The following is a 24,015-nucleotide window of genomic DNA, read 5'->3' as shown; positions in this document are numbered from 1 at the left end:
CGCCGGAGTTGACCCCATGCGCAAGTCCCTCGCCCTCCTGACCCTCCTGCCCCTGCTGGCCGCGGCCGGCGCTGTCCAGGCCACCGGCCTGCTGCCGGCCTGGCAGGCCGCCGCCGAGAATGACCGCGACCACGCCGTGGCACGCGCCGCCCACGCCACGGCCCAGCCCCGGCGCGACCAGGCCAGCGCCCTGTGGCGCCCGGGCGTGGCCTTCACCGCCTCGGCCGGCCTGGCCACCGGCGAGAGCGAGATGCGCGGCGCGCAGTTCTCCGCGCCCGGCTTCGGCCAGGCCACGGGCGTGAACTTCGGCACCTCGGTCACGGGGGGCACGGCCACGCGCTGGGCGCTGCAGGCGCGCCAGCCGCTGTACAACCCCGAGCGCCGCGCCCAGCAGCAGCAGCTCGGCCTGCAGGCCGACATGGCCGAATTGCAGTGGCAGGCCGCCGGCCAGGCGCTCATGCTGCGCACCGCCGAGCGCTACCTGGGCCTGGCCGTGGCGCAGGAATCGCTGCGCGTGCTCGAGCGCCAGCGCGACGCCGTGCAGCAGGCTGCCGCCGAGGCGCAGGAGCGCTTCGAGCTGGGCGCCGCGCCCATCACCGACACGCACGAGGCGCGCGCGCGCCTGGCGGCCCTGCGCGCGCAGGTCGTCGCCGCGCAGGTGGAGCGGGACGTGCAGCGCCGCCAACTGGCCGACAGCACGGGCCTGCCCGCCGACGGCCTGCAGGCGTACCTGCCGGGCGCCGCGCAGGCCGGCGTGGCGCGCAGCCAGCACGCGCTGGACTGGTGGCAGGAGCAGGCGGCCAGCGGCAACCCCGGCATACGCCAGCAGCAACTGGCGGCGGACATCGCGCGCGCCGAGGCCGACAAGCACCGCCTGGGCGCCGCGCCCACGGTGGACCTCGTGGCGCAGGCCGGCGACGAGCGCCTGCACGGCAGCGGCGCCTACGGCAGCGCACGCAACAAGAGCGTCAACGCCCTGGTCGGCGTGCAGCTCACCGTGCCGCTGTACACCGGCGGCTGGCGCGCTGCCAAGGAAGACGAAAGCCTGCGCCTGTGGGAGCAGGCCCAGGCCCAGGTGGAGGCCACGCGCGCCCAGGTGGCGCGCCAGGTGCATGCCGCCTGGCTGGGCCTGCACCAGGGCGCCGAGCGCGTGCAGGCCCTGGCCGAGGCGCTGCAGGCCAGCGAGGCGCGCCTGGACGCCACGCGCACCGGCCTGGAGGTCGGCCACCGCACCCTGCTCGACCTGCTGAACGCCGAGAACGACACTGCCGCCACGCGCCTGGCCCTGGCGCAGGCGCGCAGCAGCCTGCTGCTCGAGCGCCTGCGCCTGGCCGCCCTGGCCGGGCAGTTGGACGAAGACCTGCTGCGCACGGCCGACCAGGCACTCGAGCACTGAACCCATATCAACCCCCCGCCGGCAGGCCCGGCACGCACCCAAGGAGAGCAGCATGTCCCATATCGTGATACTCGGCGCAGGCACCGGCGGCATGCCGGCGGCGTATGAATTGCGCGCCAAGGTGGACAAGGAGCACCGCATCACCGTGGTGAACGCGGTGGACTACTTCCAGTTCGTGCCCTCCAACCCCTGGGTGGCCGTGGGCTGGCGCGAGCGCAAGGACACCACCCTGCCCATCGCCCCCAGCCTGAGCAAAAAGGGCATCGATTTCGTGGCGCAGCGTGTCGAGCGCATCGACGCCGAGGGCAACGCCCTGGAGTTTGCCGACGGCAGCCGCCTCGATTACGACTACCTCATCATCACCACCGGGCCCAAGCTCTCGTTCGACGAAGTGCCCGGCGCCGGCCCTGCGGGGCACACCCAGTCCATCTGCACCATAGACCACGCCGAGAAGGCCTGGGCGGCCTACCAGCAGTTCATCGAAGCGCCCGGCCCGGCCATCATCGGCGCCATGCCGGGGGCCTCGTGCTTCGGGCCGGCCTACGAGTTCGCCTTCATCTTCAACAAGGACCTGCAGAAGCGCAAGCTGCGCCACAAGGTGCCGCTCACCTTCGTCACCAGCGAGCCCTACATCGGTCACATGGGCCTGGGCGGCGTGGGCGACTCCAAGTCCATGCTGGAGAGCGAGCTGCGCAGCTTCGACATCAAGTGGATCACCAACGCCAAGGTGACCAAGGTCGAGGAGGGCAAGATGTTCGTCACCGAGATGGACGAGAACGGCCAGCCCAAGAAGGAGCACGAGCTGCCCTTCAAGTACAGCATGATGCTGCCCGCCTTCAAGGGCGTGGACGCCGTGGCCGCCGTGGAGGGGCTGTGCAATCCGCGCGGTTTCGTGCTCATCGACGAGCACCAGCGCAGCAAGAAGTACCGCAACATCTTCTCGGCCGGCGTGTGCGTGGCCATCCCGCCGGTGGAGGTCACGCCCGTGCCCACGGGCGCGCCCAAGACGGGCTACATGATCGAGACCATGGTCTCGGCCATCGTGCACAACATCGCCGCCGAGCTGGCGGGCCGGCCTGAGGACGCCACCGCCAAGGCCACCTGGAACGCCATCTGCCTGGCCGACATGGGCGACACCGGCGCCGCCTTCGTGGCGCTGCCGCAGATTCCGCCGCGCAACGTCAACTGGTTCAAGAAGGGCAAGTGGGTGCACCTGGCCAAGGTGGCGTTCGAGAAATACTTCATGTACAAGATGAAGAACGGCACGGCCGAGCCGCTGTACGAGAAGCATGTGCTCAAGGCACTGGGCATCGAGCGGCTGGAGAAATAGGCATAGCCTCTGTGGCGCTATTGATTTTATAGCTTATGGTGCCCGCCCAGCGGGCGTTATCGGCTTTTTTGACTGAAAACATGCATTTCTGGGACCAGGCTTTCGACACCCCCGGCTACAAGTACGGCACCGAGCCCAACGCCTTCCTGCGCGCGCAGGCCCATCGCCTGCCCCCCGCCTGCGCGGTGCTGGTGCCGGGCGATGGCGAAGGGCGCAACGGCGTCTGGCTGGCCCGGCAGGGCCATACGGTGTTCTCGGTGGATGGCTCGGCCGTGGGGCTGGGCAAGGCCCGCGCGCTGGCGGCGCAGCAGGGCGTGCTGCTGCGCACCGCGCAGGTCGATCTGGCCGACTGGGCGCCGCCACCAGCCAGTGCCGATGCCGTGGTGCTCACCTACGTGCACCTGCCCCCGGCCCTGCGCGCCGGGGCGCACCGCAGGCTCGCGGGCGCGCTGCGCCCGGGCGGCTGGCTGATCCTGGAAGCCTTCCACCCGCTGCAACTGCGGCACACCAGCGGCGGCCCCCAGGACGCAGCCCTGCTCTACACGCTCGACCTGCTGCGCGCGGACTTCGCCGGGCTGCGCGAGGTGCTGGCGTTCGAGGGCGAGGTGCAGCTCGACGAGGGGCCGGGCCACCAGGGCACGGCGCATGTGGTGCGCTGGGTCGCACAGGCCCCGGCCGACGAAGGAGGCAACGCATGAACCATCCCGCCCGCATCACCATCCTGGGCGCCGGCTTCGGCGCGCTCTCCACCGTGCGCGCACTGCGCCAGCGCGACGCCAGCGCCGAGATCACACTGGTCGCGCCGCGCGCCGAGCTGCACTACCTGCCCGGCATCATCTGGATTCCGAGCGGCCTGCGCACGCGCGAGCAGCTCATCGTGCCGCTGGCGCCGTTCTTCGAGCGCCTGCGCGTGCGCCATGTCGCCGCCGAGGTCACCGGCCTGCAGGACGGCGGGCGCACCGTGCTCACCACCGGCGGAGACATTGCCAACGACGCGCTCGTCATCGCCACCGGCGGGCGCTTCCTCAAGAAGCTGCCGGGCATCGAGCACGCCATCACGCCCTGCGAGGGCATCGCCGCTGCCGAGCAGATCCGCGACCGGCTGCGCGCCCTGCAGGGCGGCACCATTGCCGTAGGCTTTGCCGGCAATCCGAACGAGCCCATGGCGGTGCGCGGCGGACCGATGTTCGAGTTCCTGTTCGGCATCGACACGCAACTGCGCCGCGAGGGTCGGCGCGAACGCTTTGAACTGGTCTTCTTCAACCCCAGCCAGGAGCCGGGCAACCGCCTGGGCGCCCAGGCCGTGCAACACCTGCTGGCCGAGATGGCGCGGCGCGGCATCCGCACCCACCTGGGCCACAAGATGCAGCGCTTCGAGGCCGGCAAGGTAGTCACCGAGGGCGGCGCATTCGCCGCCGACCTGATCCTGTTCATGCCGGGCATGACGGGCAACGCCTGGTTCGACCAGACCGAGCTGCCGCGCTCGCCCGGCGGCCTGCTGCGCGCCGACGCGCAGTGCCGCGTGGAAGGCTGGGAGCATGTCTACGTGGTGGGTGACTCGGGCAGCTTTCCCGGTCCCGACTGGATGCCCAAGCAGGCCCACATGGCCGACCTGCAGGCCCGCGCGGCCGCGCAGAACCTGCTCGACGGCCTCGCGGGCCGGCCACAGACCGCCGGCTTCGAACCCGAGCTTGCCTGCATCATCGACGCGCTGGACCAGGGCACGCTGGTCTGGCGCACGCCGCGGCGCAACGTCGTGCTGCCGCCCTCGCGCCTGTTCCACTGGGCCAAGCGCGCCTTCGAGCGGCGCTACCTGCGCCAGTACCGCTGAGCCATCTGCCCCCGCCTTGCGGGATACTGTGCGCCGACTCCAACCTGTTTCTTGGGAAAGGCACACCATGCAGATTCCGCGTTCCATTGTTTGCGCTGCTGCGCTGACCGTGCTCGCCGGCGCGTCCGGCGCCGCCAGCGCGCAGCAGAAAATGCGCCCCGGCCTGTGGGAGCACAGCGTTGCCATGAAGAGCCAGAGCGGCCAGATGGAGGCCGCCATGGCCGAGATGCAGAAAGCCCTGGCCAGCATGCCGCCCGAGCAGCGCAAGCAGATGGAGCAGATGATGGCGCAGCAGGGCGTCAGCATGGGGCCCAAGGGCCAGACGGTGAAAGTCTGCATCACCAAGGAGCAGGCCGACCTCGACCACATCCCGCAGCAGCAAGGCTGTACGCAGAAGGTGCAGCGCGTCGATGCCAGCACCATGAAGGTGGCCTTCAGTTGCAAGGGCGGTCAGGACCAGCCGCCGTCCAGCGGCGAGGGCACGATCAGCATGCAGGGGCCCACGGCCTACACGGGCCAGTTCCGCTTCAAGACCCAGAGCCAGGGCAAGCCCGAGCAGATCGACATGGCGCAGTCGGGCAAATGGCTGTCCGACCACTGCGGCGCCATCAAGCCCATGCCCATGGGGCGCTGACATGGACGGCTTTGCCCACACGCCTGCGCCGCCGTACTACGCGGTGATCTTCACCAGCCTGCGCACGGACGGCGACAACGGCTACGGCGCCATGGCCGCGCGCATGGTGGAACTGGCCGCGCAGCAGCCGGGCTTTCTGGGCGCGGAGTCGGCGCGCGAGGGCCTGGGCATCACGGTCTCGTACTGGGCCGATCTGCAGTCCATCGCCGCCTGGAAGCAGAACGCCGAGCACCTGGAGGCCCAGCGCCTGGGGCGGGAGCAGTGGTACGCCGGCTTTCGCCTGCGCATCGCGCGCGTGGAGCGCGACTACGGCATGTAGTAATCAACCGAGGGTGAGCGCCGCCAGCGCGGCCAGCGGCGCGGTCTCGGCGCGCAGCACGCGCGTGCCCAGCGTCACGGGCGCGAAGCCGTGGGCCAGCGCCAGGTCTTCCTCGGCGCTGGTGAGTCCGCCCTCGGGGCCCGACAGAAAGGTCAGCGCGCCGTGGCCCGGCGCTGCCGCGCGCAAGGGCTGCGTGCCGGGGCGCAGCGACAGCAGCAGGCGCGCGCCCTCGGCCGGCGGCGCGCGCAGCCAGTCGGCGAGGTCCACGGCCGGGTGGATGGGCGGCACGCGGTTGCGCCCGCACTGCTCGCAGGCGGCCACGGCCACGGCCTGCCAGTGGGCGAGTTTTTTCTCGGCGCGCTCGCCCTTGAGCTTGAGCACGCTGCGCTCGGCCAGCAACGGCGTGATGCTGGCCACGCCGAGTTCGGTGGCCTTTTCCACCAGCCAGTCCATGCGCTCGTTGGCGGTGATGCCGGCCAGCAGGTGCACGGCGCGCGGCGCCTCGCGCTCCACGGCGTGGTGCGTGCCCACTAGCGCGCGCACCTCGCTGCGGCCCATGCGCGTGATCGTGGCCTCGAACTCGCCGCCCGGGCCGCCCGGGCCGCCGTGGAACAGCGTGATGGCCTCGCCCGGCTGCAGGCGCAGCACCTGCACATGGCGCGCGGCGCCTGGGGGCAGGGCGATGTCCGCGCCCGGAGTCAGCGGCACGGGGCAGTGGAAGCGAGGCATGTGCTATTCAATTGGTAGCTGGTGGCGCTTGATACATAAGCGCTTCAGGCTGTTTTTGCTTTTATTCACATGCGACCGTAGGCGTAGCCGATGGTTTCCTGCACCTGCTCCACTTCGTTGATGAAGCGCAAGAGCGGCGCCAGCTCGCGGTAGCGGCTGGCGGTGGAGCGGATGTAGCCGATGAAGCGCGGCGCATCCTGCAGGTACTGCGGCTTGCCGTCGCGCAGCGTCAGGCGCGCGAAGATGCCGGCCACCTTCAGGTGGCGCTGCAGGCCCATCCATTCCACGGCGCGGTAGAACTCGCCGAAGTCCTGGCCCCAGCCACTCGCGCTGGCCGCGCCCAGCAGGCCGGCCTTGCGCGCCTTCTCCCAGTAGCGCACGGTGATGTCGATGACGAAATCCTCCTCCCAGCTCAGGAAGGCGTCGCGCAGCAGGCTGGCGATGTCGTAGGTGATGGGGCCATACACCGCGTCCTGGAAGTCCAGCACGCCCGGCGGCGCGCCGGCGTGCACGGGCTGCATGAGGTTGCGCGGCATGAAGTCGCGGTGCACGAAGACCTGTGGCGCCTGCAGATTGTTCGCCACGATGGCGGCGAAGGTGCGCGTGAGCATCTGCTGCTGCGCCTCCGTCAGCGTGACCTGGCGGTGGCGCGCCAGGTACCAGTCGGGGAACAGGGCCAGCTCGCGCTGCAGCAGGGCTTCGTCATAGGGCGGCAGCACGCCGGGGCGCGAGGCCTTTTGCCAGTCCACCAGCAGGTCGATGGCCTGCAGGTACCAGGGGTGGGCTTTCTGCGGGTCGGCGGGGTCCAGGGCCTGCATCAGCGTGTGCGGCCCCAGGTCGGACAGCAGCATGAAGCCGTGCGCGGCGTCCCAGGCCAGGATCTGCGGCACGTTCAGCCCGGCCTGCTGCATCAGCGCCTGCACCTGCACGAAGGGGCGGCAGTCCTCCTTGTCGGGCGGGGCGTCCATCACGATGCAGCTGCGGCCCGGCGTGGCGGTGTCCACGCGCAGGTAGCGGCGAAAGCTCGCGTCGCTCGATGCCGGCCGCAGGCTGGCGGGCTGCAGGCCGTGGGCGGCGGCCAGGGGGGCGAGCCAGGCGTCGAAGGCCGCCTGGCGCGCGGGGTCGGCCCAGGTCACGGCCGCGTGGGCGCTGGCCGGGGATGCAGGTGGGGCAGGGTGGCTCATGGATAATCGAATTCTACAAACCCGGTATGTCCGGCCCGGCCGCTGCAGCGCAGCCGCCGCGCCCTGGCCAGCCCACCCATGACCTTTTTGCATCCTCAGCACCCCTCCCGCCCCCGGCGCCGCCCGCAGCACCTGCCCGGTGGGCTGCGGCCCGTGGCGCGCCTGGCGGCGGTGCTGGCGGGGGTGCTGCCGCTGGGCGCCTGGGCGCAGGCCAGCGCCTGGGACGAGCCGCCCCACCTGCGCGCCAGCCCCGCGCTGGCCGAGACCATTCCCGAGGCCGCGCGGGCGCAGTTGCCGGTGTTCGTCTTTGGCGACCGCATCACGGGCCAGCCCGACATCCGCGCCGAGATCGAGGGCAATGCCGAGCTGCGCCGCGGCGACACCGTGATCCGCGCCCAGCGCATGGAGTACACCGCGCCCGACGACCTGGCGCGCGCCACGGGGCAGGTGCGCATCCACCGCGCGGGCAATGTCTACGAGGGCTCGGTGCTGCAATTGCACGTCGATGCCTTCGAGGGCTTCTTCACCGATGCGCGCTACCGCCTGCTCGCCAACGGCGCCCACGGCGAGTCCACGCGCGTGGACTTCCTGGACCGCGACCGTGCCGACGTGCACCAGGGCACCTACACCACCTGCACGCGCGAGGACGCCGCCGATTGGCGCCCCGACTGGGTGCTGCGCGCCGAGCGCATCCACCTGGACCAGCAGGAGGAAGTGGGCTCGGCCGAGAACGCCGTGCTCGAATTCCAGGGCGTGCCCATCCTGCCCATGCCCGGCATCAGCTTTCCCCTGTCGGACAAGCGCAAATCCGGCCTGCTGCCGCCCACCCTGGGCCTGGACAGCACCAACGGCTTCGAATATGCCCAGCCGTATTACTGGAACATCGCCCCCAACCGCGATGCCACCCTGCAGGGCGCCTTGCTGGCCAAGCGCGGCGTGCAGCTCGGCGGCGAGTTCCGCTACCTGGAGCCCGGCTACCAGGGGCGCGTGCGCGCCGACGTGCTGCCCAGCGACCGTCTGCGCGGCAGCACGCGCTGGAGCTACGCACTGGAGCACAACGGCGCCGTGGCCGTGCCCCTGGGCACGGCGGGCCTGCAGCTCAACCTGCGCCGCGTGAGCGATGACGACTACTGGCGCGACTTCTCCCACTGGCGCGACATGTCCTACGGCACGCAGAAGGTGCGCGAACGCCTGCTGCCGGGCGATGCGCTGTTCACCTGGTCGGCGGGCGATGTCAGCATGCGCCTGCGCACCCTCAAGTGGCAGACGCTGCAGGACGCCAGCGCCCCCATCGTGCCGCCCTTCGACCGTCTGCCGCAGTGGCAGTGGCGCTATGCGCCCCAGCACCTGGCGGGCGGCTTCGACGCCAGCCTGGAGCTCGACACCACGCGCTTTCAGGCCGAGCCGCGCCTCACGGGCCAGCCCAACGCGCGGCGCAGCTACCTGCTGGGGCAGCTCAGCCGCCCCTTCCTGACGAGCGCGGGCTTTCTCACCCCGCGCCTGCAGTGGCATGCCAGCCACTACCAGTTCGACAGCCTGCTGCCCGGCGGCCTGCGCTCGGCCAGCCGCGCGCTGCCCACCTTCAGCCTGGACAGCGGGCTGTACTTCGAGCGCGAGGCGCAGTTCTTCGGCCGCGGCTTTCTGCAGACGCTGGAGCCGCGCGCCTTCTACACCTACACGCCGTACCGCGACCAGAGCATGCTGCCGCTGTACGACACGGCGGCCAACGACTTCAACTTCGCCACCATCTACACCGAGAACGCCTTCGGCGGCCAGGACCGCATTGCCGACAACAATCTGCTCACCCTGGGCGTGACCACGCGCCTGCTCGACTCCGGCACCGGGGCCGAGGCGGCGCGCCTGGGCATCGCCCAGCGCCTGCGCTTTGCCGACCAGAAGGTCCAGCTGCCCGGGCAGGCGCCGGTGAGCGAGCGCCTGTCCGACGTGATGCTGGGCGCCGCCGTGAACTGGACGAGCGAGTGGGGCTTCGATTCCACCGTGCAGTTCAACCCCAAGACGCGGCGCTCGGTGCGCTCGACCATCGCCGCCCGCTACCAGCCCGGTGCCTACCGCGTGGTAAGCGCCGCCTACCGCCTGCAGCGCGGCACCAGCGAGCAGGTGGACGTGGGCTGGCAGTGGCCGCTCGACGGCCTCTTTGGCGCGCCGGCCGGCACGGGCTCCGGGCGCGCGCGCTGGTACAGCGTGGGCCGCCTGAACTACAGCCTGCAGGAGCGCAAGCTCGTGGACACCGTGATCGGCTTCGAGTACGACAGCTGCTGCTGGATCGGCCGCGTCGTGCTCGAGCGCCTGCAGAACAGCCTGCAGACCTCCAACACCCGGCTGCTGTTCCAGATCGAGTTCGTCGGCTTCTCGCGCCTGAGCCTGGGCGCCAACCCGCTGGCCAGCCTGCAGCAGAATATCCCCGGCTACCGCTACCTGCGCGATCAGGAGCGTCCCCCCAGCCGTTTCAGCAACTACGACTAACGCACTGCCCACCATGACAACACGTGCCATCGCCGCCGGCCTTGTGGCCCTGGCCATCCTCGTGCCGCCGGGTGCCCTGGCCCAGCCGGGCGTACGCCTGCCGGGGGCAGCGCGCCCTGCGCTGGTGCCGCCTGTCGCGGCGCCCGCGGCCGCGCCCGCCGCGCCGGCCCAGCGCCAGGCCGACTACATCGTCGCCGTGGTCAACTCCGAGCCCGTCACCAACAACGAGGTGCGCGCGCGCGCGCAGCGCTTGCAGCGCCAGCTCGCGCGCGCCGGCGAGGCGCAGCCGCCGCTGGACGTGCTGGCGCACGAGATGATGGAGCAGATCATCGTCGAGAAGGCCCTGATGCAGCTCGCGCGCGAGGGCGGCATCACGGCGGACGACCTGGCCATCGACCAGGCGGCGCAGAACATTGCGCGGCGCAACGAGGTCAGCGAAGCCGAGATGTACCGGCGCCTGGCGGCCGACGGCGTCTCGCGCGAGCAGTTCCGCCAGGAGCTGCGCCGCCAGCTCCTGCTGCAGCGCCTGCGCGAGCGCGAGGTCGATGCGCGCGTGCGCGTGAGCGAGCCCGAGATCGACCAGTTCCTGCGCGAGCAGACCTCCCTGGCGGGCGCCGCCGCGCGCGCCGAGATCAACCTGGCGCACATCCTCATCGCCGTGCCCGAGGGCGCCAGCGCGGCGCAGATCGCCGCCGCCCAGGCGCGCGCCCAGGGCGTGGCCGACAAGGCGCGCAGCGGGGGCGACTTTGCCGCCCTGGCGCGCGAGTTCTCCGATGCCCCCGGCGCCGCCGGCACGGGCGGCGCGATGGGTCTGCGCAGCGCCGACCGCTACCCGGAGCTGTTCGTGCAGGCCACGGCCCCGCTGGCCGTGGGCGGCGTGGCCGGGCCCGTGCGCTCGGGCGCCGGCTTTCACGTGCTCAAGCTGCTCGACAAGAGCCGCGGCGGCATGCCCGCCACCGTGGTGCAAAGCCATGCGCGCCACATCCTGCTGCGCACCGGGGCGCAACTGAGCGAGGCTGCTGCGGCCGCGCAGCTTGCCGACTACCGCCAGCGCATCCTCGCGGGCCAGGCCGACTTCGCCCAGCTCGCGCGCGAGCACTCGCAGGACGGCAGCGCCAAGCAGGGCGGCGACCTGGGCTGGGTCAACCCCGGCAGCTTCGTGCCCGAGTTCGAGGAGGCCATGGACGCCCTCAAGCCCGGTGAGATCGGCCAGCCGCTGGTCTCGCGCTTTGGCGTGCACCTGATCCAGCTGCTGGAGCGGCGCGAGCAGCGCCTGACGTCGCGCGAGCAGCGCGAACTCGCGCGCCAGGCCGTGCGCCAGAAGAAGACCGAGGACGCCTACGCCACCTGGGCCCAGGAGCAGCGCGCGCGCGCCTACGTCGAATACCGCGATCCGCCGCAATGAAGCACATTCCCAGAAAGCGCTTCGGACAGCATTTCCTGTCGGACCCGGCCATCATCGACGCCATCGTGCGCGCCATCGCGCCGCAGCCCGGCCAGCCCATGGTCGAGATCGGGCCGGGCCTGGCTGCGCTCACCCAGCCGCTGGTCGAGCGCCTGGGGCGGCTCACCGTCGTCGAGCTCGACCGCGACCTCGCCCAGCGGCTGCGCCAGCACCCGCAATTGCAGGTCATCGAATCCGATGTGCTGAAAGTCGATTTTGCGCAGGTGGCGCAAGCGCTGGGGGCGGCGCACCTCCGAGTGGTCGGCAACCTGCCGTACAACATCTCCACGCCCATCCTGTTCCACCTGCTGCGCTATGTGGACGTCATCGCCGACCAGCATTTCATGCTGCAAAAGGAGGTGATAGACCGCATGGTCGCCGCCCCCGCGACGGCCGACTACGGCCGCCTGTCGGTCATGCTGCAGTGGCGCTACGCCATGGAGAACGTGCTCTTCGTGCCGCCCGAGAGCTTCGAGCCGCCGCCGCGCGTGGACAGCGCCGTCGTGCGCATGCGGCCGCACGCGGCGCCCGTGGCGCTCGATGCCGCCCTGCTGGAGGAGTTGGTGCAGGTCGCCTTCAGCCAGCGGCGCAAGCTGCTGCGCCACACCCTGGGGCGCTGGCTGGAGGCGCGCGGCTACGCGGGCGGCTTCGACGTGCAGCGCCGCGCCGAGGAGGTGCCGGCGCACGAGTACACCGCCCTGGCCGCGGGAATGTGACCGTCCTGGCGAACAAACTTGTCAGCCGGGCGGCGCGGCCGTCCCTACAATGCCGGGGCATCACTGCATAAGGACACACCCATGGCCGGACAAGGCAACCCCCCGGGCGCGCTGGCGCAGGACTTCGTGCGTTTCGCCGTGGAGGCGGGCGTGCTGCGCTTTGGCGAGTTCAAGACCAAGGCGGGCCGCATGAGCCCCTATTTCTTCAATGCCGGGCTGTTCGACGATGGCGCCAAGCTCGGGCGCCTGGCGCAGTTCTACGCCCAGGCGCTGCTGGCCAGCGGCGTGGAATTCGACATGGTGTTCGGCCCGGCGTACAAGGGCATTCCCCTGGCCGCCACCGTGGCCGTGGAGCTGGCGCGCCAGGGCCGCAATGTGCCCTTTGCCTACAACCGCAAGGAGGCCAAGGACCACGGCGAGGGCGGCACGCTGGTCGGCGCGCCGCTGCGGGGGCGCGTGCTCATCATCGACGACGTGATGTCCGCGGGCACGGCGGCGCGCGAGTCCATCGCCCTGATCCGCGCCGCCGGCGCCACGCCCTACGCCATGGCCATCGCCCTGGACCGCCAGGAAATGGCCACGGAAAACGGGCAGGACGTGCCCTACAGTGCCGTACAGTATGTGCGTAGCCAGCTCGGCCTGCAGGTTTGCGCTATCGCTACGCTGGCAGACTTATTGCTTTACCTATCGGAGCGTGGCTCGGCCGACATGGCCGCCCACCACGAACGCGTGCTGGCCTACCGCCAGCGCTATGGTGTCGAGCAGGAGTGAATGCATTGTTGACCGGACTTGCCAAGAAGCGTGTGCGCTGGGCTGCGGGGCTGCTGCTGGCAGGCCTGGGGCTGGCTGCGCTGGCCCAGCCGGGGCCCAAGTCCGACATCTACACCTGCATCGACAAGAATGGCCGGCGCCTGACGGCCGACCGCCCCATCCCCGAATGCATGGACCGCGAGCAGCGCGAGCTCAGCCCCACGGGCACGGTGCGCCGCGTCATCGGCCCCACGCTGTCGGAGAACGAGCGCGCCGCGCAGGAGGCGCAGCGGCGCAAGGAGCAGGAAGAGCGCAACCGCATCGCCGAGGAGCGCCGCCGCGAGCGCGTGCTGCTGGCGCGCTACCCCGACAAGCCGGCGCACGACGCGGAACGCGCGGCCGCGCTGGCGCACATCGACGAGGTCAAGGCCACGGCGCAAAAGCGCATCGCCGAGCTGCAGGAGCGGCGCACCAAGATCGACGAGGAGATGGAGTTCTACCGCAAGGACCCGACCAAGGCGCCCATGTCCCTGCAGCGCCGGGCGCTGGAGAACACCGACGAGATCGCCGAGCAGCAGCGCTTCCTGGCGGCGCAGGAGCAGGAAAAGGCGCGCGTGCACCAGCGTTTCGACGCCGAGCTCGCGCTGCTCAAGCAACTGTGGGCTGGCCGCCTGGCGCCCCCGGCCCAGGCAGGCGCAGCCACCGCGGCCCCGGCACCCGCTGCGCGCTGACGCCCGCCGCGCCGCGCCAGGCCTGCGGGCGCGCGGCGCCGCGCGCTGGGCTCAGGAGGGCGTGGCCGGCCCGGCGATGCGCGCGCGCAGCAGATCGTTGACCTGCTGCGGGTTGGCCTTGCCCTTGCTCGCCTTCATCACCTGGCCCACCAGGGCGTTGAAGGCCTTGTCCTTGCCGGCCTGGAACTGCACCACATTGTCCGGGTTGGCGGCAATCACCGCGTCGATGATCTGCTCCAGCGCGCCGGTATCCTGCATCTGCTTGAGGCCCTTGGCCTCGATCACGGCGTCCACCTCGGCGCCTGCGCCGCTCCACAGCGCGTCGAACACCTGCTTGGCGGCGTTGTTGCTGATGGTGCCGTCCTGGATGCGGCCGATGAGCTGGGCGAGCTGGCGGCTCGACACCTTGACCGCCTCCATGGCGATCTCCTCCTGGTTGAGGCGGCGCGAGATCTCCCCCATCACCCAGTTGCTCGCCAGCTTGGGCGCGCCGCAGGCCTGGGCGGCGTCTTCAAAGTAGGCCGCCATGGCCTGGCTTTGCGTGAGCGTGGTGGCGTCGTACTCGGGCAGGCCGTACTGCTGCACGAAGCGCGCGGCCATGGCGCGCGGCAGCTCGGGCATCTGGGCGCGCACTTCGTCGATCCAGCCCGGCGCGATCACCAGCGGCGGCAGGTCGGGGTCGGGGAAGTAGCGGTAGTCGGCCGCGTCTTCCTTGCTGCGCATGGCGCGCGTCTCGCCCGTGTCGGGGTCGAACAGCACGGTGGCCTGCTGGATGGCGTGGCCGTCCTCCAGTTGCTCGATCTGCCAGCGGATCTCGTAGTCGATCGCCTGCTGCATGTTCTTGAACGAGTTCAGGTTCTTGATCTCGCGGCGCGTGCCCAGGGGCGCGCCGGGCTTGCGCACGGAGACGTTGGCGTCGCAGCGGAAGCTCCCCTCCTGCATGTTGCCGTCGCAGATGCCGATCCAGGTGACGATCTGGTGCAGCGCCTTGGCGTAGGCCACGGCTTCGTCGGTGGAGCGCATGTCGGGCTCGGTCACGATCTCCAGCAGCGGCGTGCCCGCGCGGTTGAGGTCGATGCCGCTCATGCCGTGGAATTCCTCGTGCAGCGACTTGCCCGCGTCCTCCTCCAGGTGCGCGCGCACCAGGCGCACGGTCTTCTGCTCGTCGCCGAGGTAGAAGCTCACCGCGCCGCCCTGCACCACGGGAATCTCGAACTGGCTGATCTGGTAGCCCTTGGGCAGGTCGGGGTAGAAGTAGTTCTTGCGCGCAAAAATGCTGCGCGGCGCGATGTGCGAGCCCAGCGCCAGGCCCAGCCGGATGGCGCATTCCACGGCCTTGCGGTTCATCACCGGCAGGGTGCCCGGCAGGGCCAGGCACACGGCGCTGGCCTGGGTGTTGGGCTCGGCGCCGAAGGCGGTGCTGGTGCGGCTGAAGATCTTGGTGGCGGTCGCCAGTTGTGCGTGGGTCTCAAAGCCGATGACGACTTCGTAGCCCTGGATGAGTTTCGCAGACATATGTGCCCTGCCCTGGTCTTGCTAAAAAAGTGAGCTGCTCGCGCTTGGTGGGTAAGGTTTTGCGTATCAAAACTAGTTCAAACCCTCATGGATAAAGCGCGGGCAGCTATGGTTTCAGATGCCTGCCGGCCGCTGCAGGTGGAAGTCCGTGACCTGCTGCAGGCGGTGCGCCGCGCCCAGCAGGCGCCCTTCCTGGAAGTAGTTGGCGATGAGCTGCAGGCCCACGGGCATGCCGCCCGCACCCTGGCCTGCGGGCACGCTCATGCCGGGCAGGCCGGCGAGCGAGGCGGGCAGGGTGTAGATGTCGGCCAGGTAGTTGGCCACGGGGTCGGTCTTGCCGCCGATCTCCCAGGCCACCGTGGGCGCCACGGGGCCGGCGATCAGGTCGCAGTGCTCGAAGGCGGCCTGGAAGTCGTCGGCGATCATGCGGCGGATTTTCTGCGCCTGCAGGTAGTAGGCGTCGTAGTAGCCCTCGGAGAGCACGTAGGTGCCTATCATGATGCGGCGCTTGACCTCGTCGCCAAAACCCTGGGCGCGGGTCTTCTTGTACATGTCCAGCAGGTCGGTGAACGCGGGGGCGCGGTAGCCGTAGCGCACGCCGTCGAAGCGCGACAGGTTGGACGAGGCCTCGGCCGGGCTCAGGATGTAGTACACGGGCACGGCCAGTTGCGTGCGCGGCAGCGCAATGGGCACCAGGCGGGCGCCCAGTTGCTCGTACTGCCGCAGCGCTGCGTCCACGGCGGCGCGCACATCGTCGGCCAGGCCTTCGCCGAAGAACTCGGCGGGGATGCCGATGCGCAGGCCTTCGATGGAGGCGTCCAGCGCGCGGCTGAAGTCTTCGGCCGGCACGTCCAGGCTGGTGGAGTCGCGCTCGGGGTCGGGCCCGCACAGGTGCGACAGCAGCAGCGCGCAGTCCTCGGCCGAATGCGCCATGACGCCCGCCTGGTCCAGGCTGGAGGCGTAGGCGATCAGGCCGTAGCGGCTGGCGCGCCCGTAGGTGGGCTTGATGCCGGTGATGCCGCAGAACGCCGCCGGCTGGCGGATGGAGCCGCCCGTGTCCGTGCCCGTGGCTGCCGGGGTGAGGCGCGCGGCCACGGCGCAGGCCGAGCCGCCCGAGGAGCCGCCCGGGATGCGCGCCGGGTCCCAGGGGTTGCGCACGGGCTGGGGCGCCGTGCCGCCCACGGGGGGCACGTGCGCGCTCTCGTTCGAGCCGCCCATGGCGAACTCATCGCAGCTGAGCTTGCCCAGCGTCACGCAGCCCGCTTGCGCCAGGCGCGCCACCACGGTGGCATCGAAGGGCGACTGGTAGCCCTGCAGCATGCGGCTGGCGGCGGTGGTGGGGAAGTCGCGCGTGACGAGCACGTCCTTGTGCGCGATGGGCACGCCCGCCAGGGCGGGGGCGTTGCCGCTGGCAAGCAGCGCGTCGGCCGCGCGCGCCTGGGCCAGCGTGGCGTCTTCGTTCAGGCTCAGAAATGCGCCCAGGGACTGCTGCGTGCGGGCGCGCTGCAGAAAATGCTGGGCGGTCTCGACGGCCGAGACCTGGCGCGTGCGCAGGGCCTGGGCCAGTTCGGCGACGCCCAGGTCGTGCAAGGCGGTGGTGCGGTGGTTCATGGCGCGCTCCTTACTCGATCACCCGCGGCACCAGGAACAGGCCGCGCTCGACCGCGGGCGCGCTCTGCTGGTTGGCCTCGCGCTGGTTGGGCTCGCTCACCACGTCGGCGTGCAGGCGCAGGGCCACGTCCTGGACGGCGGCCACCGGGTGCGCCAGCGGACTCACGCCGCTGGTGTCCACGGCGCGCATCTGCTCGACGATGGCGAAGAAATCGTTGAGCTGCGTGAGCATGCGCCCACTTTCCTCGGGGGTGAGTTCCAGCCGCGCCAGATGGGCGATGCGGGTGATGTCCTGGGGTGTCAGTGCCATAGAGAGTTCTGCCTAAGAAACCGGATGTAAAGCTGCCCAAATGGCATTTCCGGGGCAAGTTATTCACAGGGGATGCGGTATTATCCCGCCTTTGCCGCAGGATATCGCCGCAGGGCCCCGTGCGATCCCGCCGGGCAAGGCCCTGCACGCCGTCCACGGCGTGCGTTGCGCGCAAGACCACACACTGTACGAACCGGCGAGGGCCAGCCCCAGCGCGGGCCCTGCCCGAGAGGATTTATTGCATGTTCGGAGCTTTCCGTCGGTATCTCTCCACCGATCTCGCCATCGACCTTGGCACCGCCAACACCCTGATTTTCGCCCGCGGCAAGGGGCTGGTTCTTGACGAACCTTCCGTGGTCGCCATCCGCCACGAAACCGGTCCGCACGGCAAGAAGGTCATCCAGGCCGTGGGCCGCGAGGCCAAGGCCATGCTGGGCAAGGTGCCCGGCAACATCGAAGCCATCCGCCCCATGAAGGACGGCGTGATCGCCGACTTCGTGATCACCGAGCAGATGATCAAGCAGTTCATCAAGATGGTGCACCCGCGCTCGCTGCTCACGCCCAGCCCGCGCATCATCATCTGCGTGCCCTGCGGCTCCACCCAGGTCGAGCGCCGCGCCATCAAGGACGCGGCCGAGGCCGCGGGCGCCACGGCCGTCTACCTGATCGAGGAGCCCATGGCCGCCGGCATCGGCGCGGGCCTGCCGGTCAGCGAGGCCAGCGGCTCCATGGTGGTGGACATCGGCGGCGGCACCACCGAGGTGGGCGTGATCTCGCTCGGCGGCATGGTCTACAAGGGCAGCGTGCGCGTGGGCGGCGACAAGTTCGACGAGGCCATCATCAGCTACATCCGCCGCAACTACGGCATGCTGATCGGCGAACCCACGGCCGAGTCCATCAAGAAGCAGATCGGCAGCGCCTTCCCGGGCTCCGAGGTGCGCGAAATGGAAGTGCGCGGACGCAACCTCAGCGAAGGCGTGCCGCGCAGCTTCACCATTTCTTCCAACGAAGTGCTCGAAGCCCTGACCGAGCCGCTCAACCAGATCGTCTCGGCCGTCAAGAACGCGCTGGAGCAGACGCCGCCCGAGCTCGGCGCCGACATCGCCGAGCGCGGCATGATGCTCACCGGCGGCGGCGCGCTCTTGCGCGACCTCGACCGCCTGCTGGCCGAGGAAACCGGCCTGCCGGTGCTGGTCGCCGAAGACCCGCTGACCTGCGTGGTGCGCGGCTGCGGCATCGCCCTGGAGCGCATGGACCAGGCCGGCAGCATCTTCACGAGCGAGTGACGCGACGGGCCGGGGCCTTGCGGCTGCAGGGGCTCCGGCGCAGGCACGAGTCTCCACCCGCACGCAACGCCGCACCGCCCGGACGCCCATGCCGCTCGGAACCCTCGAACGCAGCGCTCCCTCGCTGTTCAAGCGCAGGCCCTCGGCGCTGTCGCAGCTCGTGCTCTACAGCGCGCTGGCGCTGTTCCTCATGGTGGCCGACGTGCGCCTGCGCATCACCGACCCCGTGCGCCAGGCCGTAGGCCTGCTGCTCTACCCGGTGCAAATGCTCATGCTCCAGCCCGTGGAGTGGGCGCGCGGCGGGGCCGGGTATTTCCATTCCCTCCAGGATGCCCGGGACGAGGCCGCCCAGGCGCGCCAGCAACTGGCGCAGTGGGCGCTGCAGGTGCACCAGAGCAGCATGCTGGCGCAGGAAAACGCCGCCCTGCGCGAACTGCTGGGGCTGCGCGAGCAACTGGCCGTGCCGGTGCTCGCGGCGCAGATCCTCTACGAGACCGCCGACCCCTACACCCGCCGCGTGGTGCTCGACCGCGGGCAGGACGCCGGCGTGCAACCTGGCTCGCCGGTGCTGGTGGGGGCCGGCGTGCTCGGGCAGGTCACGCGCGTGCACCCCTTCGTCAGCGAAGCCACCCTGCTGACCGACCGTGAGCAGGCCATTCCCGTGCTCAACGCGCGCACGGCCGCGCGCGGCGTCGCCTACGGCGATCCGGCAGCGCGCCATGGCGGGGGCATGGAGCTGCGCTTCGTCTCGGCCAACGCCGACGTGCAGGAAGGGGATTTGCTGCAGACCAGCGGCCTGGACGGCGTCTACCCTGCAGGCCTGCCCGTGGCCCGCGTGGTGCGCGTGGAGCGGCGCGCCGACTCGGCGTTTGCGCGCATCTACTGCGAGCCTGTGGCCCCCATCCAGTCGGTGCGCCAGGTGCTGCTGCTGCAGCCCGAGGCGCAGCGCCTGCCCCCGCGCCCGGCGCCCGAGGCGGCGGAGCCGCCCGCGCGCAAGAGGGGGCGTCCATGATCATGCCGCGTGGGCAGCCTCTGCTGCTGCCCGTCAATCCCGCCTTCATCGCCGCCAGCCTGTGCGTGGCCCTGGCCATCAATCTGCTGCCTCTGGGGGCGCGGCCCTGGGCGCCCGATGCCCTGGTGCTGGTGCTCGCCTTCTGGGGTGTGCACCAGCCGCTGCGCGTGGGCCTGGGCCTGGGCTTCGTGTTCGGCCTGTGCATGGATGTGCAGCAGTCAGCCATGCTGGGGCAGCATGCGCTGGCCTACACGGTGCTGATGTTCGGCACGCGCCTGTTCCACCGCCGCGTGCTCTGGCTCCGGCCCCTGCAGCAGCCCCTGCAGATGGTCGGCGTGTTTGCCGCGGCGCACGGTGCCTATGTGCTCGCCGGCCTGCTGGCCGGGCGCGGCTGGGCGGGCTGGAGCGCCCTGCTGGCGCCCTTGTTCGAGGCCCTGCTGTGGCCCCTGGTGAGCGCGGCGCTGCTGTGGCCCCAGCGCCGCACGCCCGACAGCAAGGACCAGCGGCCGTGAAGGCCGCAGCCCGGGGAGCGGCCGGACCATGACCGAGGTGCGCAATGCCGAAGCCGAAGCGCGGCGCTTTCGCGCGCGCGTGCTGGTGCTCGGTGTGGTCGTGCTGCTCGCCTTTGGCCTGCTCGTCGCGCGCCTGCTGTATCTGCAGGTCGTGCGCCACGACGACCTGGCCGAGCAGGCCGAGAGCAACCGCACGGCCGTCGTGCCCATCGTGCCCAACCGCGGGCTCATCCTGGACCGCAACGGCGTGGTGCTGGCGACCAATTATTCGGCCTACACCCTGGAGATCACCCCCTCCAAGGTCGAGAGCCTGGAGCAGACCATCGACGGCCTGGCCGAGATCGTGGACATCCAGCACCGCGACCGGCGCCGTTTCAAGCGCCTCCTGGAGGAATCCAAGAGCTTCGAGTCCCTGCCCATCCGCACGCGCCTGTCCGACGCCGAGGTCGCGCGCTTTGCCGCGCAGCGCTACCGCTTCCCCGGCGTGGACGTGAAGGCGCGGCTGTTCCGCAGCTACCCGCTGGGCGAGGCCGGCAGCCACGCCATCGGCTACATCGGGCGCATCAACCAGGCGGAGAAGGCGCGCATCGAGGAGTCCGAGGACGAGGCCAACTACCGCGGCACCGAATACATCGGCAAGCTCGGCATCGAGCAGAGCTTCGAGGCGCAGCTCCATGGCATCACCGGCGTGGACCAGATGGAGACCTCCGCCGGCGGGCGCGCCGTGCGCAAGCTCGACAGCTTTCCCGCCACGCCCGGCCAGACGGTGATGCTCTCGCTCGACATCAAGCTGCAGAAGATGATCGAGGACCTCTACGGCGAACGGCGCGGGGCGCTGGTGGCGCTCGATCCGCGCAACGGCGAAATCCTCGCCCTGGTCTCCAAGCCCACCTTCGACCCCAACCTGTTCGTCGAGGGCATAGACCAGGAGAACTGGCAGGCGCTCAACGAGTCCATCAACAAGCCGCTGCTCAACCGTGCGCTGCGCGGTACCTACCCGCCGGGCTCGACCTACAAGCCCTTCATGGCCCTGGCCGCGCTGCAACTGGGCAAGCGCTCGCCCAGCATGGTGGTCAACGACCCCGGCTACTACACCTTCGGCGGGCGCACCTTCCGCAGCCACGAGGGCGGGCTGGGCGGTGTGGACATGCACCGTGCCATCCAGTTCTCCAGCAATACCTATTTCTACTCGCTGGGCGTGGAGCTGGGCGTGGACGCCATCCACGACTTCATGGCGCCGCTCGGTTTTGGCCAGATCACCGGCATCGACCTGGGCGGCGAGCTGCGCGGTGTGCTGCCCAGCACGGCGTGGAAGCGCCAGGTCAACAAGCGCGCCGAGGCCAAGCGCTGGTTCCCGGGCGAGACGGTGTCGCTGGGCATAGGCCAGGGCTACAACAACTTCACCATGCTGCAGCTGGCGCTGGCCGAAGCCACCCTGGCCAATGGCGGCACGCGCTACCGGCCGCACCTGGCCAAGGCGATCAAGGACTCCGTGACTGGTGTGGTGACCGAGATCGAGCAGCCGCAGGGCGAAAACCTGGGGTTTGCGCCGCAGAACGTGGACATCGTGCGCAATGCCCTGGTGGCCGTGAACAAGGGCGGCACCGGCACGCGTGTGTTCGCCGGCGCGCCCTACACCTCGGCGGGCAAGACGGGTACGGCCCAGGCCGTGAGCCTGGGCCAGAACGTGAGGTACAACGCCCGCCTGCTCGAAGAGCACCAGCGCGACCATTCGCTGTTTGCCGCCTTTGCCCCGGCCGAGGAGCCGCGCATCGCCGTGGCCCTGATCGTGGAGAACGCCGGTTTCGGGGCGGCGGCCGCCGCGCCCATTGCCCGGCGGGTGTTCGACTACTGGCTACTGGGCCAGTACCCGAGCGAGGAAGACATGGCGGCCGTGCGCAAGGGCCAGGCGGCCGCGCCCATCGGCAAGCCGCGCGCTGCCGCCGACGTGCCCCTGCCCACGCCGTGATCAGGCCGACATCTGCACGCGCGGTGGCGGCTGGAGCTGGCTGAACACCAGGGCGCCGACGATCAGCGTGGCCCCGGCCAGGCCGGCCAGGCCCAGGCGCTCGCCCAGCAGCACCCAGGCCGTGAGGGCGGCGAACACCGGCTCCAGACCGAAGACGATGGCGCTGCGCATGGCGTCCACGCGCTGCTGGCCCCAGGCCTGCAGCGTGACCACGACCACGCTGGCCAGCAGGCCCAGGTAGACCAGCGCGATCCAGGCGGCGGTATCGAGCTGCGGCAAGCGCTGCCAGGGCCAGGCGCCGCCGCGCACGAGCAGCAGGGCGCTGGCGGCTGCGAGCATCACGCTGGCCTGCACGGCGGCCATGCGTGTGGGGCGCAGCGGCAGCAGCAGGTTGCGCCGCGTGCTCTCCTCCAGCGCCAGGATGTAGACCGCGTAGAACACCGTGCTCGCCAGGGTAAGCGAATCGCCCAGGTTCCAGGGCTCGTCCTCGTGGAACATGAGCACCATGCCGGCGCAGGCCATGGCGCAGGCGGCCCACAGGCGCCAGCCGTAGCGGCGCCCCAGCGCCAGCATGGCCAGCAGCGGGACGACGAGCACGTTGAGCCCGGTGACGAAGGCATTGCGGTTGCTCGTGGTGCGCGCCAGCCCCTCGACCTGCAGCCAGAAGGCGAGGAACAGCAGGCCGCCCAGCAGCAGGCCCCAGCGCAGCTCGCTGCGCCGCATGCCGCGCCACAGCGGGGCGAGCACCACCAGCGCGATGGCAAAGCGCAGCCAGATGATCTGCAGCGCGTCCAGCACGCTGGACAGCAGCTTCATGGCAGGGAATGTGGTGCCCCAGACCAGGGTCACGACCAACAGGGCCAGCAGCCCAAGACGCTCGGTGCGCATGACAGGAAAAGCAAAGGGCTGACCGGTTGCCCGGCCAGCCCGTGGTGGGAGGAAGAAGCCGGATCAGTTGAACAGGTAGCGTGCCTGCAGGTTCAGGCGCGTCATATTGCCCGTGGCGCCGCCGTAGGTGGTGCGCCGGCCGCCCAGCAGCTCGGTGCCGAACTCGACGTTCTTGATCGGCGAGTAGTACAGCCCGGCGTGCCATTGGAACAGGCGCAGGTTGCCTTCGTCGCCGTAGGCGTTCACGTAGTCGTCACCCAGCGCCTGGCGCGAGCGCACCCAGCCCATGGCCAGCGTGCCGCGCAGCTTCTCGCTGAACACATTGGACAGGCCCAGGACCACGCCCTGGGCGCGGTCCAGGCGCAGGCGCGTGCCGTCGAGCACGGGGTAGTTCGCCCCCACGAGGTAGGCGCCGTCGTTGTCGCCGTCCATCAGGGTGTACTGCGCCATCAGCGTGGTGGTGCCCGTGAGCTTGTACGCCCCCGACAGGCCCAGGCCCATGCCGCGCTTGGAGATGCCGCCGATGCGCTGCTCATGCGACAGGATGCGTGCGCTCACGCCGCCCCAGTCGTAGGACTTGTCCACGCGCGCGATCAGGTTGGGCGAGCGGGCGCCGTCGGAAGGCTCCTCCAGCGCAAACTGGAACTTGGCAAGCTGCGGGTTGTTCCAGGTGTAGCGCACCATGGTCGGGCGGCGCGAGGTGGCGCCGGGCGGGCCGTTGAAGTCCACCGTCTCGGGCAGGTTGTCCAGGTCCATGAAGGTGGACCAGGTCTGCCCGATCAGCCAGCCCGCGTATTCGCCATAGGCGTGGCGCAGGCGCAGGCGGTTGCGGTTGCATTCGGAGCCGCAGTAGCCGTAGAAGTCGGCCTCGATCTTGGTGTTGAACGCGCCATTGCCCAGGGGGGTGGAGGTCTCGAAACCGAAGCGCGAGGTCTGGCCCGTGAGCGCCGTCTTGCCGTGCTCGCTCTTGCCCAGCGGCTGCTCGGCGAGGTTGGAGAAGTTGTCGCCCGGAGCCGTGCCCTTGAAGTCCTTGATCAGGTTGGCCTCGGCGTAGCCGTACACGCGGATGGAGGTCTCGCTGCCCGGCAGGCGGAAGCTCCCGGGAATGTCGCCCAGCACCACGGCGTCCTTCTGCTTGAGCTCCACGGCATCGATGCGGTCGCTCCAGCCGGAGGCCGAAGCGGCGGGCGCCTGGGCCTGCTGAGCCTTGAGCTGGTTGAGCTCGGCGCGCAGGGCCTTGATCTCGTTGCGCAGCTCTTCCAGGTCCTTGGCGGACTGGGCCAGGGCGCCAGGGGGCAGGCTGCACAGGCCGGCGGCCAGCAGGGTCACGAAGGTGGGGGTCAGTTTCATGGTCACTCCGTTGG

22 protein-coding genes are annotated in these 24,015 nt (G+C 70.5%); 15 read left to right on the top strand and 7 right to left on the bottom strand.

What is annotated here, in order from left to right:
- The first annotated feature begins 16 nt into the window (after window positions 1-16).
- The 6 genes from CGR01S_RS01935 (at window position 17) to CGR01S_RS01910 (ending at window position 5,510) form a co-directional block, all read left to right on the top strand.
- Entirely contained in the window at window positions 17-1,396 is a 1,380-nt protein-coding gene (locus CGR01S_RS01935) for a TolC family protein (RefSeq protein WP_042421873.1), read from the top strand.
- Between the two features lie 52 nt (window positions 1,397-1,448).
- A complete protein-coding gene (locus CGR01S_RS01930; RefSeq protein ID WP_042421872.1) occupies window positions 1,449-2,726 on the top strand; it encodes an NAD(P)/FAD-dependent oxidoreductase in 1,278 nt (425 codons plus the stop codon).
- Between the two features lie 80 nt (window positions 2,727-2,806).
- Window positions 2,807-3,424, top strand: coding sequence for a class I SAM-dependent methyltransferase (locus tag CGR01S_RS01925; protein WP_042421871.1), 618 nt, complete (start codon window positions 2,807-2,809; stop codon window positions 3,422-3,424).
- On the top strand, window positions 3,421-4,557 hold the full coding sequence (locus tag CGR01S_RS01920; RefSeq protein WP_042421870.1) for an NAD(P)/FAD-dependent oxidoreductase: 1,137 nt from the start codon (window positions 3,421-3,423) through the stop codon (window positions 4,555-4,557). The genes CGR01S_RS01925 and CGR01S_RS01920 overlap by 4 nt, the downstream gene beginning before the upstream one ends.
- Window positions 4,558-4,624: 67 nt before the next feature.
- Window positions 4,625-5,191: a DUF3617 domain-containing protein gene (locus CGR01S_RS01915; protein WP_042421869.1), complete on the top strand. Its 567-nt coding sequence runs from the start codon at window positions 4,625-4,627 to the stop codon at window positions 5,189-5,191.
- 1 nt (window position 5,192) lies between these two features.
- Entirely contained in the window at window positions 5,193-5,510 is a 318-nt protein-coding gene (locus tag CGR01S_RS01910) for an antibiotic biosynthesis monooxygenase family protein (protein ID WP_042421868.1), read from the top strand.
- Between the two features lie 3 nt (window positions 5,511-5,513).
- Here the strand turns inward: CGR01S_RS01910 and CGR01S_RS01905 are convergent, their stop codons facing one another.
- Together CGR01S_RS01905 and CGR01S_RS01900 are read right to left on the bottom strand one after the other, a co-directional pair.
- On the bottom strand, window positions 5,514-6,239 hold the full coding sequence (locus CGR01S_RS01905) for a 16S rRNA (uracil(1498)-N(3))-methyltransferase (protein ID WP_042421866.1): 726 nt from the start codon (window positions 6,237-6,239) through the stop codon (window positions 5,514-5,516).
- 65 nt (window positions 6,240-6,304) lie between these two features.
- The gene (locus CGR01S_RS01900; RefSeq protein ID WP_042421863.1) at window positions 6,305-7,423 is read right to left on the bottom strand and encodes an aminoglycoside phosphotransferase family protein; all 1,119 of its coding nucleotides are present in this window, start codon (window positions 7,421-7,423) and stop codon (window positions 6,305-6,307) included.
- Window positions 7,424-7,501: 78 nt separating this feature from the next.
- Between CGR01S_RS01900 and CGR01S_RS01895 the strand changes: the two genes are divergently transcribed.
- The 5 genes from CGR01S_RS01895 to CGR01S_RS01875 all read left to right on the top strand — a co-directional run bounded on the left by CGR01S_RS01895 (window position 7,502) and on the right by CGR01S_RS01875 (window position 13,548).
- Window positions 7,502-9,907, top strand: a complete 2,406-nt coding sequence (locus CGR01S_RS01895; RefSeq protein WP_042421862.1) for an LPS-assembly protein LptD — start codon at window positions 7,502-7,504, stop codon at window positions 9,905-9,907.
- Window positions 9,908-9,920: 13 nt separating this feature from the next.
- Window positions 9,921-11,312 (top strand): peptidylprolyl isomerase, encoded by a 1,392-nt coding sequence (locus tag CGR01S_RS01890; protein ID WP_042421861.1) that lies wholly within the window; start codon window positions 9,921-9,923, stop codon window positions 11,310-11,312.
- Window positions 11,309-12,067 (top strand): 16S rRNA (adenine(1518)-N(6)/adenine(1519)-N(6))-dimethyltransferase RsmA, encoded by a 759-nt coding sequence (gene rsmA, locus CGR01S_RS01885; RefSeq protein WP_042421860.1) that lies wholly within the window; start codon window positions 11,309-11,311, stop codon window positions 12,065-12,067. Before CGR01S_RS01890 ends, rsmA begins: the two co-directional genes overlap by 4 nt.
- Window positions 12,068-12,148: 81 nt before the next feature.
- On the top strand, window positions 12,149-12,838 hold the full coding sequence (gene pyrE / locus CGR01S_RS01880; RefSeq protein ID WP_042421859.1) for an orotate phosphoribosyltransferase: 690 nt from the start codon (window positions 12,149-12,151) through the stop codon (window positions 12,836-12,838).
- Between the two features lie 8 nt (window positions 12,839-12,846).
- The gene (locus CGR01S_RS01875; protein ID WP_439644716.1) at window positions 12,847-13,548 is read left to right on the top strand and encodes a DUF4124 domain-containing protein; all 702 of its coding nucleotides are present in this window, start codon (window positions 12,847-12,849) and stop codon (window positions 13,546-13,548) included.
- A gap of 51 nt (window positions 13,549-13,599) precedes the next feature.
- On the opposite strand, the gene gatB is transcribed toward CGR01S_RS01875, so the two are convergent.
- From gatB to gatC, 3 genes are all read right to left on the bottom strand, one after another.
- The gene (gatB, locus tag CGR01S_RS01870) at window positions 13,600-15,063 is read right to left on the bottom strand and encodes an Asp-tRNA(Asn)/Glu-tRNA(Gln) amidotransferase subunit GatB (RefSeq protein WP_042421857.1); all 1,464 of its coding nucleotides are present in this window, start codon (window positions 15,061-15,063) and stop codon (window positions 13,600-13,602) included.
- Window positions 15,064-15,177: 114 nt separating this feature from the next.
- Complete coding sequence (gene gatA, locus CGR01S_RS01865) at window positions 15,178-16,674, bottom strand: Asp-tRNA(Asn)/Glu-tRNA(Gln) amidotransferase subunit GatA (RefSeq protein WP_042421855.1); 1,497 nt, start codon at window positions 16,672-16,674, stop codon at window positions 15,178-15,180.
- A 10-nt stretch (window positions 16,675-16,684) separates the two neighbouring features.
- Window positions 16,685-16,984: an Asp-tRNA(Asn)/Glu-tRNA(Gln) amidotransferase subunit GatC gene (gene gatC, locus CGR01S_RS01860; RefSeq protein ID WP_042421852.1), complete on the bottom strand. Its 300-nt coding sequence runs from the start codon at window positions 16,982-16,984 to the stop codon at window positions 16,685-16,687.
- A gap of 242 nt (window positions 16,985-17,226) precedes the next feature.
- Here gatC and CGR01S_RS01855 point away from each other — a divergent pair, with 242 nt between their 5' ends.
- From CGR01S_RS01855 to mrdA, 4 genes are all read left to right on the top strand, one after another.
- Window positions 17,227-18,270 (top strand): rod shape-determining protein, encoded by a 1,044-nt coding sequence (locus tag CGR01S_RS01855; protein ID WP_042421851.1) that lies wholly within the window; start codon window positions 17,227-17,229, stop codon window positions 18,268-18,270.
- A gap of 88 nt (window positions 18,271-18,358) precedes the next feature.
- Window positions 18,359-19,282, top strand: a complete 924-nt coding sequence (mreC, locus tag CGR01S_RS01850) for a rod shape-determining protein MreC (protein WP_042421849.1) — start codon at window positions 18,359-18,361, stop codon at window positions 19,280-19,282.
- Window positions 19,279-19,794, top strand: a complete 516-nt coding sequence (gene mreD, locus CGR01S_RS01845; protein WP_042421847.1) for a rod shape-determining protein MreD — start codon at window positions 19,279-19,281, stop codon at window positions 19,792-19,794. Before mreC ends, mreD begins: the two co-directional genes overlap by 4 nt.
- 28 nt (window positions 19,795-19,822) lie before the next feature.
- A complete protein-coding gene (mrdA, locus tag CGR01S_RS01840) occupies window positions 19,823-21,763 on the top strand; it encodes a penicillin-binding protein 2 (protein ID WP_042421845.1) in 1,941 nt (646 codons plus the stop codon).
- Here mrdA and CGR01S_RS01835 read toward each other — a convergent pair whose 3' ends face one another.
- Window positions 21,764-22,651, bottom strand: a complete 888-nt coding sequence (locus CGR01S_RS01835) for a DMT family transporter (protein ID WP_042421843.1) — start codon at window positions 22,649-22,651, stop codon at window positions 21,764-21,766.
- 63 nt (window positions 22,652-22,714) lie between these two features.
- The gene (locus tag CGR01S_RS01830) at window positions 22,715-24,001 is read right to left on the bottom strand and encodes a DcaP family trimeric outer membrane transporter (RefSeq protein ID WP_042421841.1); all 1,287 of its coding nucleotides are present in this window, start codon (window positions 23,999-24,001) and stop codon (window positions 22,715-22,717) included.
- Between the last annotated feature and the right edge of the window lie 14 nt (window positions 24,002-24,015).

The sequence above is a fragment of the Comamonas granuli NBRC 101663 genome (genome assembly GCF_000739995.1).
Classification (GTDB): Bacteria; Pseudomonadota; Gammaproteobacteria; order Burkholderiales; family Burkholderiaceae_C; genus Simplicispira; species Simplicispira granuli.
Note: the sequence above shows the minus strand (reverse complement) of the source record. Positions and strands in the feature narration are given on the sequence as shown.

Bases quoted from the DNA above. Each gene is read 5' to 3' on its own strand.
- CGR01S_RS01900 (WP_042421863.1), bottom strand. From the start codon at position 7,423: ATGAGCCACCCTGCCCCACCTGCATCCCCGGCCAGCGCCCACGCGGCC.
- CGR01S_RS01910 (WP_042421868.1), top strand. From the start codon at position 5,193: ATGGACGGCTTTGCCCACACGCCTGCGCCGCCGTACTACGCGGTGATC.
- gatC (WP_042421852.1), bottom strand. From the start codon at position 16,984: ATGGCACTGACACCCCAGGACATCACCCGCATCGCCCATCTGGCGCGG.
- gatA (WP_042421855.1), bottom strand. From the start codon at position 16,674: ATGAACCACCGCACCACCGCCTTGCACGACCTGGGCGTCGCCGAACTG.
- CGR01S_RS01905 (WP_042421866.1), bottom strand. From the start codon at position 6,239: ATGCCTCGCTTCCACTGCCCCGTGCCGCTGACTCCGGGCGCGGACATC.
- mrdA (WP_042421845.1), top strand. From the start codon at position 19,823: ATGACCGAGGTGCGCAATGCCGAAGCCGAAGCGCGGCGCTTTCGCGCG.
- CGR01S_RS01835 (WP_042421843.1), bottom strand. From the start codon at position 22,651: ATGCGCACCGAGCGTCTTGGGCTGCTGGCCCTGTTGGTCGTGACCCTG.
- rsmA (WP_042421860.1), top strand. From the start codon at position 11,309: ATGAAGCACATTCCCAGAAAGCGCTTCGGACAGCATTTCCTGTCGGAC.
- CGR01S_RS01925 (WP_042421871.1), top strand. From the start codon at position 2,807: ATGCATTTCTGGGACCAGGCTTTCGACACCCCCGGCTACAAGTACGGC.
- CGR01S_RS01920 (WP_042421870.1), top strand. From the start codon at position 3,421: ATGAACCATCCCGCCCGCATCACCATCCTGGGCGCCGGCTTCGGCGCG.
- CGR01S_RS01890 (WP_042421861.1), top strand. From the start codon at position 9,921: ATGACAACACGTGCCATCGCCGCCGGCCTTGTGGCCCTGGCCATCCTC.
- CGR01S_RS01895 (WP_042421862.1), top strand. From the start codon at position 7,502: ATGACCTTTTTGCATCCTCAGCACCCCTCCCGCCCCCGGCGCCGCCCG.
- CGR01S_RS01830 (WP_042421841.1), bottom strand. From the start codon at position 24,001: ATGAAACTGACCCCCACCTTCGTGACCCTGCTGGCCGCCGGCCTGTGC.
- pyrE (WP_042421859.1), top strand. From the start codon at position 12,149: ATGGCCGGACAAGGCAACCCCCCGGGCGCGCTGGCGCAGGACTTCGTG.
- gatB (WP_042421857.1), bottom strand. From the start codon at position 15,063: ATGTCTGCGAAACTCATCCAGGGCTACGAAGTCGTCATCGGCTTTGAG.
- CGR01S_RS01935 (WP_042421873.1), top strand. From the start codon at position 17: ATGCGCAAGTCCCTCGCCCTCCTGACCCTCCTGCCCCTGCTGGCCGCG.
- mreD (WP_042421847.1), top strand. From the start codon at position 19,279: ATGATCATGCCGCGTGGGCAGCCTCTGCTGCTGCCCGTCAATCCCGCC.
- CGR01S_RS01915 (WP_042421869.1), top strand. From the start codon at position 4,625: ATGCAGATTCCGCGTTCCATTGTTTGCGCTGCTGCGCTGACCGTGCTC.
- mreC (WP_042421849.1), top strand. From the start codon at position 18,359: ATGCCGCTCGGAACCCTCGAACGCAGCGCTCCCTCGCTGTTCAAGCGC.
- CGR01S_RS01930 (WP_042421872.1), top strand. From the start codon at position 1,449: ATGTCCCATATCGTGATACTCGGCGCAGGCACCGGCGGCATGCCGGCG.
- CGR01S_RS01855 (WP_042421851.1), top strand. From the start codon at position 17,227: ATGTTCGGAGCTTTCCGTCGGTATCTCTCCACCGATCTCGCCATCGAC.